A 16,397-nucleotide genomic window follows, 5' to 3' on the forward strand; every position below is an offset into this window, starting at 1 on the left:
CATTGCGCGTCGGGCATATTGCCGACGGGTGAAATCAGTCCAGCCCATTGTGGTCTCCGTTCGTCCTAAGCAAACAAACAGAATCACAACTGGCTGATTTCACTCAACTCTTTTTCGGTCAGGCTCTTAGGCCGACCGGCCTAAAATCATCCTGTTCTACGCGGCGGCTCGCATGAAATTTCCCAGCCCGGCGAATAGTTCCACCGATGTCAGCCGCGCCTCGATGTCGTGGATCGGCATCGAGATGATCACCTCGTCGGCCTGCGTTTCCTGTAGGAACTCCGTCAGTTTCGCCTCCGCCGTCTTCTGCGAGCCCACCACGGCATAACGCAGCGTGTGTTCGACATTCATCTTTTCCATCGGCGACCAGAAGTCCCCCATATCGGCCACCGGACGCGGGAACGGGCCGCGGACGTTGCGGCGCAGATTGACGAATTGCTGCTGGGCGGAGGTGAAATGATAGCGTGCCTCCTCGTCCGTCGCCGCCACCGCACCCATCACGCCGACCATCACATGGGGCTTGTCGAGCGTCGCCGAGGGCTGGAAGCGGTCACGATAGATCGCAATCGCATCGAGCAGCATGTCGGGCGCGAAATGCGAGGCGAAGGCATAGGGAAGCCCCAGCATGCCGGCGAGCTGGGCGCTGTAGAGACTGGAGCCGAGCAGCCAGATCGGGATATGAGAGCCATTGCCGGGAACCGCGAGGATCGCCTGGTTCTCGACCGGCGTATCGAGGAGTTGCTGCAGTTCCACCACGTCGTTGGGGAAACTGTTTGCACCGGCCTCGAGGTTGCGCCGCAGCGCTTGTGCCGTGCGCATGTCCGTTCCCGGTGCACGCCCGAGGCCGAGATCGATGCGGCCGGGGAAGAGCGCCTCCAGCGTGCCGAACTGCTCGGCGATGACGAGCGGCGAATGATTGGGCAGCATGATGCCGCCGGAGCCGATGCGGATGCGCTTTGTCGCAGCCCCGACATGGCCGATGACGACTGATGTGGCGGCACTGGCGATCCCCGGCATGCCGTGATGTTCGGCAAGCCAGAAACGCTTGTAACCGAACTCCTCCGCCTTCAGAGCCATCCGCGCCGAGCCCTCGAGGGACTGGCGCACGGTGCTGCCTTCGGCAACGGGGGAAAGATCGAGTATGGAGAAGGGAACCATGGAAACCTGCCGGGCAGTTGGACGATGCCGTCTATGTAGGTTCGCGCCCACACCATTCCAAACCTTGAGCGCAACAAAAAGGCCGCGCGAAGCGCGGCCCCTGTGCAATGTTGAAAGCGCTGAGTTACCGGTGACGGCGCAGCACGTGCACCTCGGCGCTCGGTTGATGGTGGCCGGGCGGCAGCGTGAAATTGCCGAGCTGGCGGTCCATTTCCAGGGCTTCCGTCGCCAGCCGGTGGATCGCCGCCGTCGTCTCCTCGACCATCGAGGCGTTCTGCTGCGTCATCGCGTCGAGTTCGGCGACGGCGCTATTGATCTCGCGCAGCGTATTGGCTTCCTCGCGGGTCGCACCCATGATCTCGTTGATCTGCCCGTTGATCGCCTCGACATGGGCGCCGATGCCCGTCAACGCAACGCCCGCTTTTTCCACAAGCGCAACGCCGCTTTCGACCTCATGCGTCGATTTCTGCAGCAGGCTGGAGATCTCCTTGGCGGCACTCGACGAGCGCTGGGCGAGCTCGCGCACCTCCATGGCGACGACCGCGAAGCCCTTGCCGGATTCACCGGCGCGCGCTGCCTCGACACCGGCATTGAGCGCCAGGAGGTTGGTCTGGAAGGCAATGTCGTCGATGACGGAGATGATCGTGTTGATCTGGCGCGACGAGGCCTGGATTGCCTCCATCGCCGCGATCGTCTCGCGCATGATCTGGCCTGAGCCGGTCGTCTCCTTCTTGGCGTCGCGGGCGATGCGCTCGGCCTGTTCGGCTCGCTCGATCTGCCGGCGGACCGACTGGGTGATGGCACTGATCGCATTCGCCGTCTCGGTGATCGAGCCGGCCTGGCGCTCGGTGCGCCCGGCAAGTTCGTCGGCGCCGGTGCGCATCTCCTCTGAGCCGGCGCGCACCGCCATCGAATTACCGCCGATTGCCGTCATGGTTTCGCTGAGCGTCGCCAGCGCCTCGTTGAAATTGACGCGCAGGCTTTCGAGCTCGTTCGGGAAGCGGGTATCGATCTGATAGGCGAGATCGCCGTTCGCCAGATGATGCAGGCCCTCGTCAATCGCCTCGACCACCTGCTGCAGCGTCTTCGCCTCGGCGTCGCGCTCGGCCAGATTCTGCTGGCGGTCTTGCTCCGCCTGCAGGCGTGTCTCTTCGCTGGCGGCTTCGAGCTCGCGGCTTTCGATCAGCGAGTGGCGGAAGCGGTCGAGCGCGTTGGCCATCGTGCCGATCTCGTCCTTGCGGTTCAGGCTGCCGATCTCGCTGTCGAGCTTGCCGTCGGCGACATCGCGGGTGACGCCGGCAAGCCGCGCAAGCGGTGAAAACAGCAAATTGGTGACGAGCCCGGTCGCGATCGCCATGACGACGAGTACGCCGATGCCGATCATCGTCAGCAGGGTGGCGATCTCCATCGAGCCGGCATTGAGCTCGCTCAAAAGCACGCTTTCGACCACGAGGAAGCGATCGCCGCGATAGTCGATACCGCGAACATAGGCGCGGGCCGCACCATCCGCTCGGCTGAAATCGGCAACTGTCATCGCCGAACTGGCAAGCGCGCTCTTGATGAAGGTGAAGGGTGTCGCGTCAAGCGTCGCAAGCTTGCCGCTACCGTCGAGACTGACGGCGGATCCATCGCCGGAGACGATCGCCGCCCGCGCCGTGCTGCCCTGGACGATGCCCTTGGCGAGGATGCCGGTGACGATCTCATCCCGCACCTTGAAGAGGATGATGCCCTTGGCCGCCCCAAGCTTGACGATCGGCACGGCATAGAAGATCGCCGACTTGCCGTTGCCGGCATCGACGCGAAGACCGGAAAAGCCGGTCGGCGCGGCGTCATCGGTCGCCTTGGCGGTATTCTCGATCGCCTTGGCGAAAGCAATGCCGGCGCCGGTCGCCTTCCAGGCGTCCGACTTCAGATTTTCGGCGAAATCGTCTTGCTTCTTATAGGAATAGAGCACCGTACCCTCGAGATCGACGATCAGCAGATCGCTGAAGGCGGTATCCTCGAGGTCGCGGGCGACTTCGCCCTGCGTCTTTTCGTGGCTCGAATAGTAAAAGCCGCTTGGCCCCTCCGGCTTGATCAGCTTCTCGCGCTGGTCGGCGGGATTGGGGTTGCCTGCTATGAAAACCTTCTTCAGCTCGGCCCGGGCATCGCCCGCGGTCTTCTCGATGGTCTTCCAGCCGCTCTTCAGATTGGTGATCGACATCTGCAGCGCCTCGATGCGCGCGATGGAGTTGGCCTGGTTTTCAAGCTGCGTCAGCTGGTCCTGCAGCATGTCGCCGCGAAAGATCAGCACGCTTTCCTTGGCCTTCAGCGCCTGCTCGTCAGAAATGCGGCTGCTGGCGAAATAGGCAAGCACATCGATGACCGCGATCGACAGCACGGTCAGCAGAATGAATGTGACGATGACCTTGAAGGACAAGGATTGAAATCTCCGAGCCATGTACGACGAACCCCTTCTGAACGCGCCTGCCAGCGCGGGCACGCTGCGCATGCCTGATCAACTGACCTATAAACAGAACATCGGGGGCTTAAATCTTCGCGAAAAGGGCCCCTCTCGTATTCAATGACTAGAATTCAGGCATCTGTTTTAATTCGCGGTAAATGGCAGGGCCGAAATCCGGGAATGTTTTTGTTTTGTTCACACATCGATGGCAGTTATTTCGCAATCGCTATAGGTTGAACCATGCAAAATACGATTCGCATCGTCGGCATCGATCCCGGGCTTCGCCGCACCGGCTGGGGAATCATCGAGACATCAGGCAATTCCCTGCGGTTTGTGGCGTCCGGAACCGTGACCTCCGATGGCGACATGGACCTTGCCTCCCGCCTTTGCCAATTGCACGACGGCCTGGCGGAGATCGTCCACAGTTACAAGCCGGACGAGGCCGCCGTCGAACAGACCTTCGTCAACAAGGATGCGGTGGCGACCCTGAAGCTTGGTCAGGCCCGCGGCATTGCCATGCTGGTACCGGCGCGCGCCGGGCTGCCGGTCTCCGAATATGCCCCGAACGCCGTGAAGAAGGCCGTCATCGGCGTCGGCCATGGCGAAAAGCAGCAGATCCACATGATGTTGAAGATCCTGATGCCGAAGGTCGAATTCAAGGGCAACGACGCCGCCGACGCCCTGGCGATCGCCATCTGTCACGCGCATAATCGCGGCAGCAACCGAATGCGGCAGGCATTGGCCGGATAGCTTGTTCTTGACTTGTTCCATTGGTAAGGATAATTCTTACTGTGAAGGAGCAACAAGATGCGAGTTACGTCCAAAGGGCAGGTCACCATTCCTCGTGATCTCAGGGAACTTGTCGGCATCGAGGCCAATAGCGAGGTCATTTTCTCGATAGAGGGCGGCAAGCTCGTTCTCTCGCCAAAGAACGGCAAGCAGGAGATCGAGGATCGGGGTCGCCTGGATCGTTTCATACAGACGATCCGTCGTCTCGAGGGCACTGGCGATCAGGAGATCGATGCCGAAGACCTTATGTCGATGACCCGTGATCGCTGATGGCCACACTTGTCGACACGAACATACTTGTCGATCTGGCCGTGGTCGGTTCGGACTGGCACGGTTGGTCGCGTCGAAGGATGCTTGACGTCTTCAAAGACGGTCCTGTCCTGATAAACCCGATCATCTATTCCGAATTTTCCGTTCGGTACGACGACGTGGACGAAGTCGATCGACTGCTGCCGCAGGATGAATTCCGCCGCGAGAATCTGCCTTGGCCGGCTGCATTCGCCGCTGCTGCGGCCTTCCGGCTTTACCGTCGCGCCGGCGGTGGGCGCGAACGGATCTTGCCCGATTTCTTCATCGGCGCGCATGCGGCAATAAGGGGCTACAGAATTTTGACCCGCGATCCCAGCGGATACCGCTCCTATTTCCCCTCCGTTGACCTTATAACCCCCGAAACGCATCCTTGAGAGACCGCGACCCATGATCGGCAAGCTGAAAGGCACCATAGACGAGATCGGCGAAGACTATGTGCTCGTCGACGTGCACGGCGTTTGCTACGTCGCCCATTGCTCGGCCCGCACCCTGTCCAAGCTCGGCTCGGCCGGCGAGGCCTGCGTGCTCTTCATCGAGACCTATGTGCGCGAGGACCAGTTGAAGCTCTTCGGTTTCATGACGGCGCTGGAGCGGGAATGGTTCAACCTGCTCCAGAGCGTCCAGGGCGTCGGCGCCAAGGTGGCGCTCGCCGTGCTCTCGACGCTGACGCCAGGCGAACTTGCCAATGCAATCGCCCTGCAGGACCGCGCCGCCGTCTCGCGTGCGCCGGGCGTTGGTCCGAAGGTGGCGATGCGCCTCGTCACCGAGCTCAAGAACCGGGCGCCGGCCTTTGCCGGCGAAGCGATCAATATCGCCCTCAAGCAGGAACTCGGCGAAGGGGTCGCGGCCGCGCCTGTCGCCGACGCGGTTTCAGCACTGACCAACCTCGGCTACAGCAGAGACCAGGCGGCGAATGCGATTGCTGCAGCAATGAAGACTGCAGGCGACGGCGCCGACAGCGCCAAGCTGATCAGGCTGGGATTGAAGGAGTTGGCGCGTTGATCTCCTTGAATATATCGCAATTCCTTACTAAACTCGAATGGTAAGGAGATCCGCATGAATATCTACTACGGTACGATGACATCGAAGGGCCAGACAACAATTCCGGCTGAAGTTCGTGAATTGCTGAATCTGAAGTCCGGCGACAGGATCCGCTACATCAACCGCGATGGCGAAATCATCATGAAAGCCAAGAACAAACGCGCCATCGACCTGGCAGGCAAGTTTCACGATCCGAACCGACCGACGATCACTTTGACGCAAATGGACGAGGCGATTGGGGAAGCCATCGCCGATCACGTAACCAGTGCAAGATGATTGGCCTCGACACCAATATTATGCTGCGCTTCCTCCTGAAGGACGATGTCGTCCAGACGGAGAAGGTCACAACGCTCTTCGCGAGCCTGTCCGATACGGCACCCGGCTATATCAGTTGCATCACGCTGATGGAATGCGCGTGGTTCTTGAGACAACGGATCAAGCTGAAGAGAGAACAGATCATGGAGGCGATTTCGGACTTGTTGGACTCGGCCGACCTGATCCTTGAAGATGAAAGAGTAGTCGAGGAGACGCTCGCAATCATGGTGCGGACGAATGCAGAATTCGCAGATGTCTTCATTGCCCTTCGTAATCGTGATGCGGGTTGCGTGACAACCAGGACATTCGATGCCCAAGCCGCAAAAACCATACCTGGAATGGAACTTTTGACATGAGCGAATCCGCCCGCCTGATATCGCCGGAAAAGCGGGGCGAAGACCTTGATATCACGTTGCGCCCGCAATCGCTGGACGAGTTCACCGGCCAGGCGGAGGCGCGCGCCAATCTCAAGGTCTTCATCGAGGCGGCGAAAAACCGCGGCGAAGCGCTGGACCATGTGCTCTTCGTCGGGCCGCCCGGCCTCGGCAAGACGACGCTGGCGCAGATCATGGCCAAAGAACTCGGCGTCAACTTTCGCTCGACCTCCGGCCCTGTTATCGCCAAGGCCGGCGATCTCGCTGCCCTGCTCACCAATCTCGAGGAGCGTGATGTGCTCTTCATCGACGAAATCCATCGCCTCAACCCCGCCGTCGAGGAAATCCTCTATCCGGCCATGGAAGATTTCCAGCTCGACCTGATCATCGGGGAAGGCCCTGCCGCTCGCTCGGTGAAAATCGACCTGTCGAAATTCACGCTGGTGGCGGCCACCACCCGCCTTGGCCTGTTGACGACGCCGCTGCGCGACCGCTTTGGCATTCCGGTGCGCCTGAGCTTCTACACCGTCGAGGAGCTGGAGCTGATCGTGCGCCGTGGCGCGCGGCTGATGAACCTGCCGATCACCGAGGAGGGCGCCCGCGAGATTGCAAGACGCGCCCGCGGCACCCCGCGCATCGCCGGCCGGCTGCTGCGGCGCGTGCGCGACTTTGCCGAGGTGGCAAGGGCGGAAGCCGTCACCCGCGAGATCGCCGACGAAGCGCTGACCCGCCTGCTGGTCGACAATGTCGGCTTCGACCAACTCGACAAACGTTACCTCAACATGATCGCGGTCAATTTCGGCGGTGGCCCGGTCGGCATCGAAACCATCGCCGCCGGCCTTTCCGAGCCGCGCGACGCGATCGAGGACATCATCGAGCCCTATATGATCCAACAGGGTTTTATTCAGCGCACGCCACGCGGCCGTGTTCTGACCGCAATCGCGTGGAAACATCTGGGAATGCAACCGCCCAAGGATATGGAGGCTGCGCAGTTTCGGCTGTTCCAGGAGGACAACTGAGTGATCACCCGCCGCGGATTTTTCAAGGTGCTGGGCGGCGGTATCGCAGGCGTCATGTCGCTCGGTGGTTACGCCTTCGCCTATGAACCGCTCGCGCGGCTCGCCATCACCCGCTATCAGCTGACGCCGCCCGGATGGACGCCCGGGCTCAAGCTGCGCGTCGTTGCGCTCGCCGATCTCCATGCCTGCGAACCCTGGATGTCGGCAAGCCGCATTGCCGCGATCTGCCACAGGGCGAATGAACTCGAAGGCGACGTCACCGTCCTGCTTGGCGATTACGCCGCCGGCATGAACATGGTGACGCAATACGTGCATTCGAGCCAATGGTCGAAGGCGCTCGCCACCTTGCAGGCCCCTCTCGGCGTCCACGCGATTATGGGCAACCACGATTGGTGGGAGGACAGGACCGCCCAGAAGAACGGCGGGATGGAAACATTCGGACACCGGGCTCTCGCGGACGTCGGCATCCCGGTCTATGGCAACCGCGCCGTTCGGCTCGAAAAGGATGGCCGCCGCTTTTGGCTCGCAGGCCTCGAAGATCAGCTGGCGCTGCTGCCGGGCCGGAAGTGGGGCCGCACGCAGATGCTCGGCCTCGACGATCTCGAGGGAACGATGGCGCAGATTACGGACGATGCGCCCGTCATCCTGCTCGCTCATGAGCCCGATATCTTTCCGCGCGTGCCCGAGCGCGTCTCGCTGACGCTATCGGGCCACACCCATGGCGGACAGATCCGTTTCCTCGGCCGTTCGCCGATCGTGCCCTCGCGCTACGGCAATCGCTACGCCTATGGCCATATCGTTGAAGAGGAGCGTAATATCATCGTTTCCGGCGGCCTTGGCTGCTCCATTGCACCGGTGCGCTTCGGCGTGCCGCCGGAAATTGTCGTGATCGATCTTGGATAAGAATGGCATGACCAAGCGCATTCACATCCGCCTGAATGCAGGCGGTCGGCGTTTCAACTATCGCATCGCCGGCCTCGGTTTTCGCGATGGCCATGTGCTCGTTCATCGCGCCGTACACGAGCCCTTCTGGACTTTTCCGGGCGGTCGGGCGGAGATCGGCGAAACCTCGGAAGAGACACTGAAGCGCGAGATGGTGGAGGAACTGGGCGTTGAGGTGACCGTCCGTCGCCTGCTGTGGATCGTCGAGAATTTCTTCCACTACGAACAGCGCGATTGGCACGAACTCGGCTTCTATTATCTGATGGACATCCCGCCGGAATTCCCCTTCCGGCCGGGCCAGATCATCCATCGGGTCGAGGACGACGACAACCATCTCGAATTCAAATGGGTGCCGGCAACGCGCCATGCCCTGATCGCACTCGACATCCCGCCCTATTTCATCGCCGATGAAATCGAAACCCTTCCCGTTTCGCCACGTCATCTCGTCTGGCGGGACGGCGATCTCGACGGCAAAGACTGACGCAAGCAATTCAAGGCGTTACAGCGCCCTTTGCGCGCCTCAAAAGGCGCCCGGAGCTGTAGCCAAAAGCGCTTAAGGAGGAGATGCGCCGATGCCGACCTTCGATCCTGTCAGGCCATTCCGCAAACTTGCCTATAACAACGCCCTTGCCAACCGCCGGCTGCTTCGGACCTGCGCGACATTGAAGCCTGGCGAATTCGAAGCGCCACGCACAAGCTTCTTTCCCTCGATCAAGGAAACCTTGAACCATATCATCACGGTCGACTGGTTCTATGTCGACGGCCTGGAAGGCGGCACGCTCGGGCTCAAGGCCTTTGAGGTCGACGAACCATTCGATGACGTCTTCTCGCTGGCAGAAGCCCAGGCGAAGGTCGATCAGCGCCTGGTGACACTTTGCGAGGCCCTGACGCCGGAGAGGCTCACCTCGACCATCGGCCTCCATCGCGGCGACCGCATTCAAGAAGAGCGGATGGACGACGTGCTCGGCCACCTCTTCCAACATCAGACCCATCATCGCGGACAGGTGCATGCGATGCTCTCCGGCACCAGCGTCGCTCCGCCGCAACTCGATGAATTCATCGTTGCCGACGATGCCAGGTTCCGCGGCAGCGAACTCGCAGCGCTCGGCTGGAGCGAAGAAACGCTGATGCGTTAGCGCGTCGTGCAGGACGCGTGGCACGCTTTAAGTCTTTATCTGATGCCTGTCGTGGTCCGAAACCGCTGCACGGTTTTCGGCATCATGCTCTAATCCTGCAGCCGTCTCTTCAGCCCGTCGATGATCGTCTCGGTGAGAAGGTCGTAATTCTCGTCAAAATGATGGTCGCCGGGCAGCTCGATGACCTCGGCGCCGCTGTCCTTCAGCGCCGGGCAGGCGACATCGTCATCGTCGTCCTTGCCGTAGATGCATTGCACGAGCTTCGGATCGATGTTCTTCAGATCGCCGACGGGATCGCCTCCCGCCCCTTCCGTCTTCTGGCCGAGCCAGCCGAGAACGGAGATGACGTAGTCGACTTGGTGCGAAAGCGACAGCAGCGACAATTGCGCCACCGTCGACTTTTCGGCTGGCTTGAGGAGCTGGTAGGTGGCGGGTACGACATCGGCACCGAAGGAATAACCGACGAGCAGCACATGCTTCACCTTCCATTGCTTGCGGTAGAAATCGATGATCTTCGAAAGATCGGCGGCGGTCTCCTCCGGCTTGCGCTCCGACCAGAAATAGTGGAGCGAATCGACGCCGACGACCGGAATGCCTTCCTTCTGCAGCGTGCCACCGACCTCCTTGTCGATGTCGCGCCAGCCGCCGTCGCCGGAATAGATCACAGCCATCGTATCGAAGGCCGGCGTTGCCTCGAGCACCGCCAGCGGCAGGCCGAGCGGGTTGCCGAAGGCGCCGGAGGCGGTGACGAGATCGTCGAGCGTATCGGCAAACGCCGTCTGCGCATCGTCGGCGGAATCGCGGATCTCGATCGCGGCATGGGCCTTCTTCAGCGCCTCGGCGTGCGCCCGGCCATCCTTGTTGGCATCAGACGTGAAGACAGTAATGATCGGGTCCGGCAAGATCCCGTCGCTGAGGCCATAGACCGTGCGTTCGCCAACCACCTGCTTGGACGCCGGCGTGCAAAGCTCCTTGGCAAGCGGAATGCCGGCGACCGGATTAACGGCAAGTGTCTGGCCGATCGTCGCATCCGGCGTTTGCGCGGCGATCGCCAGCGCTAAGGCCCCGCCCTCGCCGATGCCGGCGACGATCGGCAGGTGATAGGCGTTGTTGCCGGTCGCGCGCTGCACCTGCTGGCTCAGCGATTCGATGTCCGAGACCATGTAGACGCAGCCATCGTTGAGGCTGACGTCGTACCGGCTGAGCGCCTGGATATAGGATGGAAAATCGATGCCGATGACGACGGCGCCTTCGGCGACCAACCTGTCGGCTTCGGCCTTCTCATAGTCGCCCCAGCCGGCGGCATCCGAGATCAGCATCACCGTGCCCTTCACCTCCCCTTCCGGCAGGAAGATGTGCGGCGACGGGATAAGCCCGGTTTCGAAGGTCTGCGTGGTCTCCTCGGCGGCATCAGCCGGTGCGGCCGCGAGCATGCAGGCGCATGCCGTGGCAAGAAGGATTGTCCTGATCATTTTCTCACTACCCCTTTCAATCCGCCCCCAATCAGCAATGTCGCGTCCATCAACGCGATCATCGGATTGCCCCCTCCGGAGACCGCAAGATAGCGCGGTTGCCAGTGCGGATGAAACTTGGATTTGAATGCCCGAAGGCCTTTGAAGTTATAGAAGCGCTCGCCGTGTTCGAAGACGGTGCTGCCGATGCGGTCCCAGACGGGCGCAGCCTCGCGTTTCGACATGCCGGAAAGAGGCGCCATGCCGAGATTGAAATGGGCAAAACCCTCGCCGCGCAGATATTCCATGATCTGCACGAAAAGAAAATCCATCGATCCCTTCGGCGCGGCCGGCGAGAAGCGCATGAGATCGATCGTGCCCTCCTCTTTGGATTCGGTGATGAGGATGTTGGCGAAGGCGACGATCTTGCCGTCCTTCTTCAGAATGCCGACGGGCTGCGAGGAGACGTAATCGGGATCGAAGGAGCCCAGCGAGAAGCTCTTTTCCTTGGCATTGTGGTCTTCCAGCCAAGCCGTGGAGACGGCGGCGAGATCGTCGATGATATCAGGCACGTCCTCTGGTTGGACCACGGCGAATTCCAGCCCGTCGCGCTGGGCGCGGCTTGCGGTCTGGCGAAGGTTCGCCCATTTGCCGCCCTTCATCTCGAAAGTCCGGAGATCGGCCACCGCTAGTTCGCCGAGCTTGAAGGCGCGAAGGCCGGCATCGGCGCAATGGGACAGCAGCGCCGGCGAGATTTGGTAGAACACGGCACGGCAGCCGGCGGCACGCGCCGCTTCGACGAATCGCCAGACGAGTTCCTGCACGGCGCGATGGTTGCCGACCGGATCGAACAGCGCGATCCAGGAGCGGCCCTGCCGACCATACATGATGAAGGCGTCGCCCTTTTCCGAGAACATGATGCTCTTGTCGCCCATCCGCACCAGATTGGCGTCGGCATTGCCCTGCTTCATGACAATCTCGACGGCGCGCGCCAGCGCCTCGTCCGTCGCCGGTTCCGGCCGGAAGGTCGCCGGTCGAAGCAGGCTGAAGACGGCGATCGCCGACGAGATGATGGTAATGCCGAGCACGGCGCGCAAGCCCCGCGGCGCTTCGGCGGTGAACTCGAACTGCCACCAGAGCTGGTTGCTGTATTCGACGTCGCGATAGACGAAGAGCAGGATGACGACGGCGCCGACGACGATGACGGCGATCGCCATCAGCCAGGACGCCGTCAGCGCCTGATTGAGCAGCGAGGCCTGTCGGCTAAAGAGCCGGCGGCTGACGAAAAGCCCGAAGATGAGGAAGGCGAGAAAAGCGGCTTCGACGAGCGCGATCGCCTTCAGCAGCGACAAAGTCAACGCGGCAAGCGCCGAGAACACGGCCACCCACCAGGCGCCGTCGAGCCGCTGGCCGAGGCCGCGCGCGGCGACGACGAGTGCCAGCCCCAGCAGGCTGGAGAGGAAATGCGCGCCTTCGACCATCGGCAGCGGCAGATAGTTGGAGAGGAATTCGAGATTTTGGTCAGGCGTCGGCGTGACGCTCGAAAATACCAGCATGACGCCGAGCAGCAGCGCGAGAGCCGACAGCAGCTGCGGCATCAGCCGTCCGCCGATGCGCCGCATGCTGGAGGCGGCCGGATGGTCGACGAAACGACGCAGCTCCGCCGCCGAGACCGCGAGCACCGCGATCAGCAGCGGCAGCACATGATAGATCAGGCGGTAGAGCACCAGCGATCCGAGCACGGCATCGATGTTCACAGCACTGCCGAGCGAGGCGATGATCACGGTCTCGAACACGCCGAGCCCGGCCGGCACATGGCTGAGCACGCCGAGACCAACGGCGATCGCATAGACGGCGAGGAAGACCGGCCAGCCGATCGCCGTCTGCGGCAGCAGCACGTAGAGTACGGACGCCGAGGCGGCGATATCGAAGGCGGTGACGAGGAACTGGCGCGACCAGGTGCGCGAATCCGGCAGGCGGATTGCCACAGGCCCGAGATCGAGCACACGCCCCTCGCGGCCGATGATCATCACCGCGGCCAGAATGGCGACGATCGAACCGGCGATTATCCGCAGAAGGAATGGGCTGACGCTAACGAGCGGGCCGATCTCGTCGGCGATGACGATGAGGGCGATTGCCGCGACGCCCGCAAGCCCCAATCCGAAGGACAGGGTGACGAAGGCGATGATGCGGCCGATATCCTCCGGCGAGAGCCCGAGGCGCGTATAGGCACGGTAGCGGATCGCGCCGCCCGAAAGCGCGCCGAAACCGGCGGTGTTGCCGACGGCATAGGCGCTGAACGCTGTCAGCGCCACATGCGGAAAGGGCAGCTTCTTGCCGATGTACTCGATGGCGTTGAGATCGTAGAAGATCAGCGAGATGAAACTGAGCGCCGTAAAGAACAGAGCAAGCAGGATCGCGCTCGGCCTGGTCGCCGCCAGCGCACCGACGACGTCGTCATAGCGCACCTCGTTGGTGAGCTGCACGATCGCGTAACCGACGAGGCAGAAAGCCACCAGTGACGCGGCTGCCAGCAAAGGCGTTCTGTAACGCCTGAAAAGCCCGCCAAAAGAAAAACCGTCCGCTTCTTCCATCTCTTCCAAATTGCCGTGCCCCGACATTCTCGTACCCTGCTGCAACTGCCAGCTTGGCGGGAATCATTTTAGATGATGTAACATGAGAGGCATATAAGCTCTATGAAGCCATGCCGCCGCTACCCCAGCCCCGCCGCCTGCGCCTCAATCATCCTCAATTGGGGCGAATTTGCGCAGGCGGGGGTCTCCGCACATTGCATTTTCGTAAGCTTCAGCAGAGCCTTGCCCTCGACGGAGATGTGAGAGGCGGGAGAACGGTTCGATATGCAGGATGGTTCGGCCTTTGTAATGCTTACCCTCGGACGTCTGCTGCTGGGCGGCCTCTATGTCGCTGGCGGCATTCATCATTTTTTCATTATCGTGCCGCTGACCGACGCGATCGAAGCCCGCGGCATTCCTTTTGCGAAAGGAGTGCTGGTCTTGGGCAGTCTGTTCCAGATCGTCGCAGGTATCCTGCTGATGCTCGGCCTTTTCGTCACCGCAGCGGCATTCGGTCTCATCGTCTTCACGCTGGCGGCCACCGTCATGCTGCTGAATTTCTGGGACATGCAGGGAACGGCGCGCGACAGCGCGATCAATACCTGGAAAACCAACATGGCGATCATTGGCGGCCTGCTGATCGCAGCCGCCGGCGCGATGTGAGGAGGTTCAGGCCGCCGGCTCGCCCCCCGCCCGCGCATGCGCGGCGTAGCGCGCGACGGCAGCATCCACCTCCGCGTCGCGGTCGCCCGCCACCTGCACCGTCGGCACGGCAAATTCGATACCATTTTCCTGGAAGGCATTGCGGATCATCGCCAGCGCATTGCGGCGGATGACGAATTGCTCGCCTGGCTTCGTCATCATCGACAGCCGGATTTCGATGGCGAATTCGCCGAACTGCTCGACACCCTTCATCTTCAGCGTCTCGATGATATGGGGACCGAATTCCGGATTTTCGAGCAGCGTCTGGCCGATCTGCTTGATCACCTTCTTCGCCTTGACGAGATCTGTGTCGTATTTGACGTTGAGGCTGATCTTGTCGATCGTCCAGTCGCGATTGAGGTTCTTCACTGCGCCGAGTTCACCGAACGGCACCGTCGTCAGCGGACCGCGATGATGCCTGAGCTTCACCGAGCGCAGGCTGAAGGCCTCGACCACGCCCTTATGGCTGCCGCTTTCGATATATTCGCCAATGCGGAAAGCATCGTCCCAGAGATAGAACATGCCGCTGATGACGTCCTTGACGATCGTCTGAGCGCCGAAACCGACCGCGACGCCGACGACACCCGCGCCGGCGATCAGCGGCCCGATCTCGATACCGAGGCCGGAGAGCACCATCAGAGCAGCAATGACGGCGATCACGACGGCGAGAATATTGCGGAAGATCGGCAACAGCGTCTGTATCCTCGCGCGTTTGGCCTTCTCTTCATCCGTTGCTCCGCCATCCACGGATGAATCGAGCAGCTTGCCGTCGATATAGGCCTTGATGACATGCCAGAGCAGATCGGCGGCAAGCAGGATGACGATGCCGCCGATCACGCCGCGCGCGATCTTGTCGATCATCGTTTCGCCGGCGGCCATCGTATCGGCACCGACGCCGAGCATATGCCCAAGCCAGACGGCGGCGACGGCGATGATCAGCGCCCGCACACCCCGGTCAAGCAGCACGGCTGCAATGCGGCGCGTGGCAAGGAAGCTCGCTTCGGTCTGCTGCAGCGATTTTACCGCAATCGTCGAGACGGCGAGCACGCGCGGCAGCAGCAGCACATAGACGCCGAGCCAAAGCAGCCAGTTGAAGCCTGCGACCCAGAGGCTCCAGAGCACCAGGAAATAGACGGTAAGCGCCCAGGAGGTCCCGTGACCGCGCCTCTCGTCCTTGTGCGGCCGCGACCAGACCGCCGCGATCGCGATCAGCAGCAGGCCGATGCCCAGGATATAGCCGACGAGGAGCCGCACGCTCGAGGAATAGCCGAGCGGCTCCATCGACTGGATCACCGCCCAGCCAAAAATGAAATAGATGACCAAAGTCGCACAGCGTCGATACCAGAAGAATGCAACCGCGCGCGCTGGCATGATCGCAGCGGTGACACCCTGCCGTTCCTCCTCCATCCGCGCCAACCCGATGAGATCGACCAGGACGCCTCCGAGGCAAATCGTGAAGCGCTGGACCACGAGCGCGACAACGCAAACGATCGCGATGCTCTGGCTGACCGGCGGCCAGCTGACGCTGAGAAGAGCAAGCGCCGTCGCCACGGCAAAGATCAGCGCCGGGATGACGCGCGGGGCAAGATGCATGCCCGCCATCTGCGCCCCCTGGCGGCGGCGGCGAAAGGCATAGCGGGCAATGCGCTCGACGATGGTGCCGAGCAGGAAAATCGCCAGAAACTGCGCCGCCATGCGCGGCCAGCCGGCTGCCGCGATTTCACCGAAGAACAGCGAGGAAGCATTGCCGACCTGTGAGGGCAGCATCATCGCCGCATCGGAGACCATCGAGACGTGCCGGCGGGCATGCTGGAGCAGACCTGACAAGACCGACATCTGGTCGCCGGCCGCGGAATCGCTCGCGGGCGCCGCCGCCATCTGCGTCGACATCCATTGCTTGACCTGAGGCGTCTGCATCAGTTCCATCATCTGACGCACCTCGGCCGGCGGACCTGCCGTAACAGGACCCGCAGGTGGGGTCTGCGCAGCACCCGGCGGGACTGCCGAAAAAAGCGCGGACAGCGCCACTATGCAGAATAGGACGACCCTGGAGATCCCTGCCACGCCACGCTTCATTGCCGTCCTCCGATGGGCCGCCGACCGCCGATGCAAGGCCAACGTCTTTCGACAGCATCGATAGCCTCG

At 61.8% G+C, this 16,397-nt stretch carries 16 protein-coding genes; 11 read left to right on the top strand and 5 right to left on the bottom strand.

What is annotated here, in order from left to right; all coding sequences use genetic code 11:
* Positions 1-156: 156 nt before the first annotated feature.
* Both ACIPSK_RS29280 and ACIPSK_RS29285 read right to left on the bottom strand, forming a co-directional pair.
* Positions 157-1,158, bottom strand: a complete 1,002-nt coding sequence (locus ACIPSK_RS29280) for an LLM class flavin-dependent oxidoreductase (RefSeq protein WP_162119448.1) — start codon at positions 1,156-1,158, stop codon at positions 157-159.
* A 124-nt stretch (positions 1,159-1,282) separates the two neighbouring features.
* Positions 1,283-3,598 carry a methyl-accepting chemotaxis protein gene (locus ACIPSK_RS29285; protein ID WP_162119447.1) on the bottom strand — a complete coding sequence of 772 codons (2,316 nt, stop codon included), beginning with the start codon at positions 3,596-3,598 and terminating at the stop codon, positions 1,283-1,285.
* A 243-nt stretch (positions 3,599-3,841) separates the two neighbouring features.
* On the opposite strand from ACIPSK_RS29285, the gene ruvC reads away from it, so the two are divergent.
* From ruvC to ACIPSK_RS29335, 10 genes are all read left to right on the top strand, one after another.
* Positions 3,842-4,351 (top strand): crossover junction endodeoxyribonuclease RuvC, encoded by a 510-nt coding sequence (gene ruvC, locus ACIPSK_RS29290; RefSeq protein ID WP_003542749.1) that lies wholly within the window; start codon positions 3,842-3,844, stop codon positions 4,349-4,351.
* 57 nt (positions 4,352-4,408) lie between these two features.
* Entirely contained in the window at positions 4,409-4,660 is a 252-nt protein-coding gene (locus ACIPSK_RS29295) for an AbrB/MazE/SpoVT family DNA-binding domain-containing protein (protein WP_017961997.1), read from the top strand.
* Positions 4,660-5,073, top strand: coding sequence for a type II toxin-antitoxin system VapC family toxin (locus ACIPSK_RS29300; protein WP_017968117.1), 414 nt, complete (start codon positions 4,660-4,662; stop codon positions 5,071-5,073). Before ACIPSK_RS29295 ends, ACIPSK_RS29300 begins: the two co-directional genes overlap by 1 nt.
* 13 nt (positions 5,074-5,086) lie before the next feature.
* Positions 5,087-5,701 (top strand): Holliday junction branch migration protein RuvA, encoded by a 615-nt coding sequence (gene ruvA, locus ACIPSK_RS29305; RefSeq protein WP_017968118.1) that lies wholly within the window; start codon positions 5,087-5,089, stop codon positions 5,699-5,701.
* Between the two features lie 54 nt (positions 5,702-5,755).
* Positions 5,756-6,016, top strand: a complete 261-nt coding sequence (locus tag ACIPSK_RS29310; protein ID WP_017968119.1) for an AbrB/MazE/SpoVT family DNA-binding domain-containing protein — start codon at positions 5,756-5,758, stop codon at positions 6,014-6,016.
* Positions 6,013-6,411 carry a PIN domain-containing protein gene (locus ACIPSK_RS29315; protein ID WP_017968120.1) on the top strand — a complete coding sequence of 133 codons (399 nt, stop codon included), beginning with the start codon at positions 6,013-6,015 and terminating at the stop codon, positions 6,409-6,411. Before ACIPSK_RS29310 ends, ACIPSK_RS29315 begins: the two co-directional genes overlap by 4 nt.
* Positions 6,408-7,448 (top strand): Holliday junction branch migration DNA helicase RuvB, encoded by a 1,041-nt coding sequence (gene ruvB / locus ACIPSK_RS29320; RefSeq protein ID WP_017968121.1) that lies wholly within the window; start codon positions 6,408-6,410, stop codon positions 7,446-7,448. Before ACIPSK_RS29315 ends, ruvB begins: the two co-directional genes overlap by 4 nt.
* Entirely contained in the window at positions 7,449-8,351 is a 903-nt protein-coding gene (locus tag ACIPSK_RS29325) for a metallophosphoesterase (RefSeq protein ID WP_162119446.1), read from the top strand.
* Positions 8,352-8,358: 7 nt separating this feature from the next.
* Positions 8,359-8,871: an NUDIX hydrolase gene (locus tag ACIPSK_RS29330; protein WP_017968123.1), complete on the top strand. Its 513-nt coding sequence runs from the start codon at positions 8,359-8,361 to the stop codon at positions 8,869-8,871.
* Positions 8,872-8,962: 91 nt separating this feature from the next.
* A complete protein-coding gene (locus tag ACIPSK_RS29335) occupies positions 8,963-9,526 on the top strand; it encodes a DinB family protein (protein WP_162119445.1) in 564 nt (187 codons plus the stop codon).
* A gap of 89 nt (positions 9,527-9,615) precedes the next feature.
* Here ACIPSK_RS29335 and ACIPSK_RS29340 read toward each other — a convergent pair whose 3' ends face one another.
* Positions 9,616-10,998: a virulence factor family protein gene (locus ACIPSK_RS29340; RefSeq protein WP_162119444.1), complete on the bottom strand. Its 1,383-nt coding sequence runs from the start codon at positions 10,996-10,998 to the stop codon at positions 9,616-9,618.
* Entirely contained in the window at positions 10,995-13,598 is a 2,604-nt protein-coding gene (gene mprF, locus ACIPSK_RS29345; RefSeq protein ID WP_162119443.1) for a bifunctional lysylphosphatidylglycerol flippase/synthetase MprF, read from the bottom strand. The genes ACIPSK_RS29340 and mprF overlap by 4 nt, the downstream gene beginning before the upstream one ends.
* Positions 13,599-13,835: 237 nt before the next feature.
* Between mprF and ACIPSK_RS29350 the strand changes: the two genes are divergently transcribed.
* Positions 13,836-14,213 (top strand): DoxX family protein, encoded by a 378-nt coding sequence (locus ACIPSK_RS29350; protein ID WP_017968127.1) that lies wholly within the window; start codon positions 13,836-13,838, stop codon positions 14,211-14,213.
* A 6-nt stretch (positions 14,214-14,219) separates the two neighbouring features.
* Here ACIPSK_RS29350 and ACIPSK_RS29355 read toward each other — a convergent pair whose 3' ends face one another.
* Complete coding sequence (locus ACIPSK_RS29355) at positions 14,220-16,328, bottom strand: mechanosensitive ion channel family protein (protein ID WP_162119442.1); 2,109 nt, start codon at positions 16,326-16,328, stop codon at positions 14,220-14,222.
* Between the last annotated feature and the right edge of the window lie 69 nt (positions 16,329-16,397).

The sequence above is a fragment of the Rhizobium sp. LARHSG275 genome (genome assembly GCF_052871115.1).

Bases quoted from the DNA above. Each gene is read 5' to 3' on its own strand.
- ACIPSK_RS29280 (WP_162119448.1), bottom strand. From the start codon at position 1,158: ATGGTTCCCTTCTCCATACTCGATCTTTCCCCCGTTGCCGAAGGCAGC.
- ACIPSK_RS29285 (WP_162119447.1), bottom strand. From the start codon at position 3,598: ATGGCTCGGAGATTTCAATCCTTGTCCTTCAAGGTCATCGTCACATTC.
- ruvC (WP_003542749.1), top strand. From the start codon at position 3,842: ATGCAAAATACGATTCGCATCGTCGGCATCGATCCCGGGCTTCGCCGC.
- ACIPSK_RS29295 (WP_017961997.1), top strand. From the start codon at position 4,409: ATGCGAGTTACGTCCAAAGGGCAGGTCACCATTCCTCGTGATCTCAGG.
- ACIPSK_RS29300 (WP_017968117.1), top strand. From the start codon at position 4,660: ATGGCCACACTTGTCGACACGAACATACTTGTCGATCTGGCCGTGGTC.
- ruvA (WP_017968118.1), top strand. From the start codon at position 5,087: ATGATCGGCAAGCTGAAAGGCACCATAGACGAGATCGGCGAAGACTAT.
- ACIPSK_RS29310 (WP_017968119.1), top strand. From the start codon at position 5,756: ATGAATATCTACTACGGTACGATGACATCGAAGGGCCAGACAACAATT.
- ACIPSK_RS29315 (WP_017968120.1), top strand. From the start codon at position 6,013: ATGATTGGCCTCGACACCAATATTATGCTGCGCTTCCTCCTGAAGGAC.
- ruvB (WP_017968121.1), top strand. From the start codon at position 6,408: ATGAGCGAATCCGCCCGCCTGATATCGCCGGAAAAGCGGGGCGAAGAC.
- ACIPSK_RS29330 (WP_017968123.1), top strand. From the start codon at position 8,359: ATGACCAAGCGCATTCACATCCGCCTGAATGCAGGCGGTCGGCGTTTC.
- ACIPSK_RS29335 (WP_162119445.1), top strand. From the start codon at position 8,963: ATGCCGACCTTCGATCCTGTCAGGCCATTCCGCAAACTTGCCTATAAC.
- ACIPSK_RS29340 (WP_162119444.1), bottom strand. From the start codon at position 10,998: ATGATCAGGACAATCCTTCTTGCCACGGCATGCGCCTGCATGCTCGCG.
- mprF (WP_162119443.1), bottom strand. From the start codon at position 13,598: ATGTCGGGGCACGGCAATTTGGAAGAGATGGAAGAAGCGGACGGTTTT.
- ACIPSK_RS29350 (WP_017968127.1), top strand. From the start codon at position 13,836: ATGCAGGATGGTTCGGCCTTTGTAATGCTTACCCTCGGACGTCTGCTG.
- ACIPSK_RS29355 (WP_162119442.1), bottom strand. From the start codon at position 16,328: ATGAAGCGTGGCGTGGCAGGGATCTCCAGGGTCGTCCTATTCTGCATA.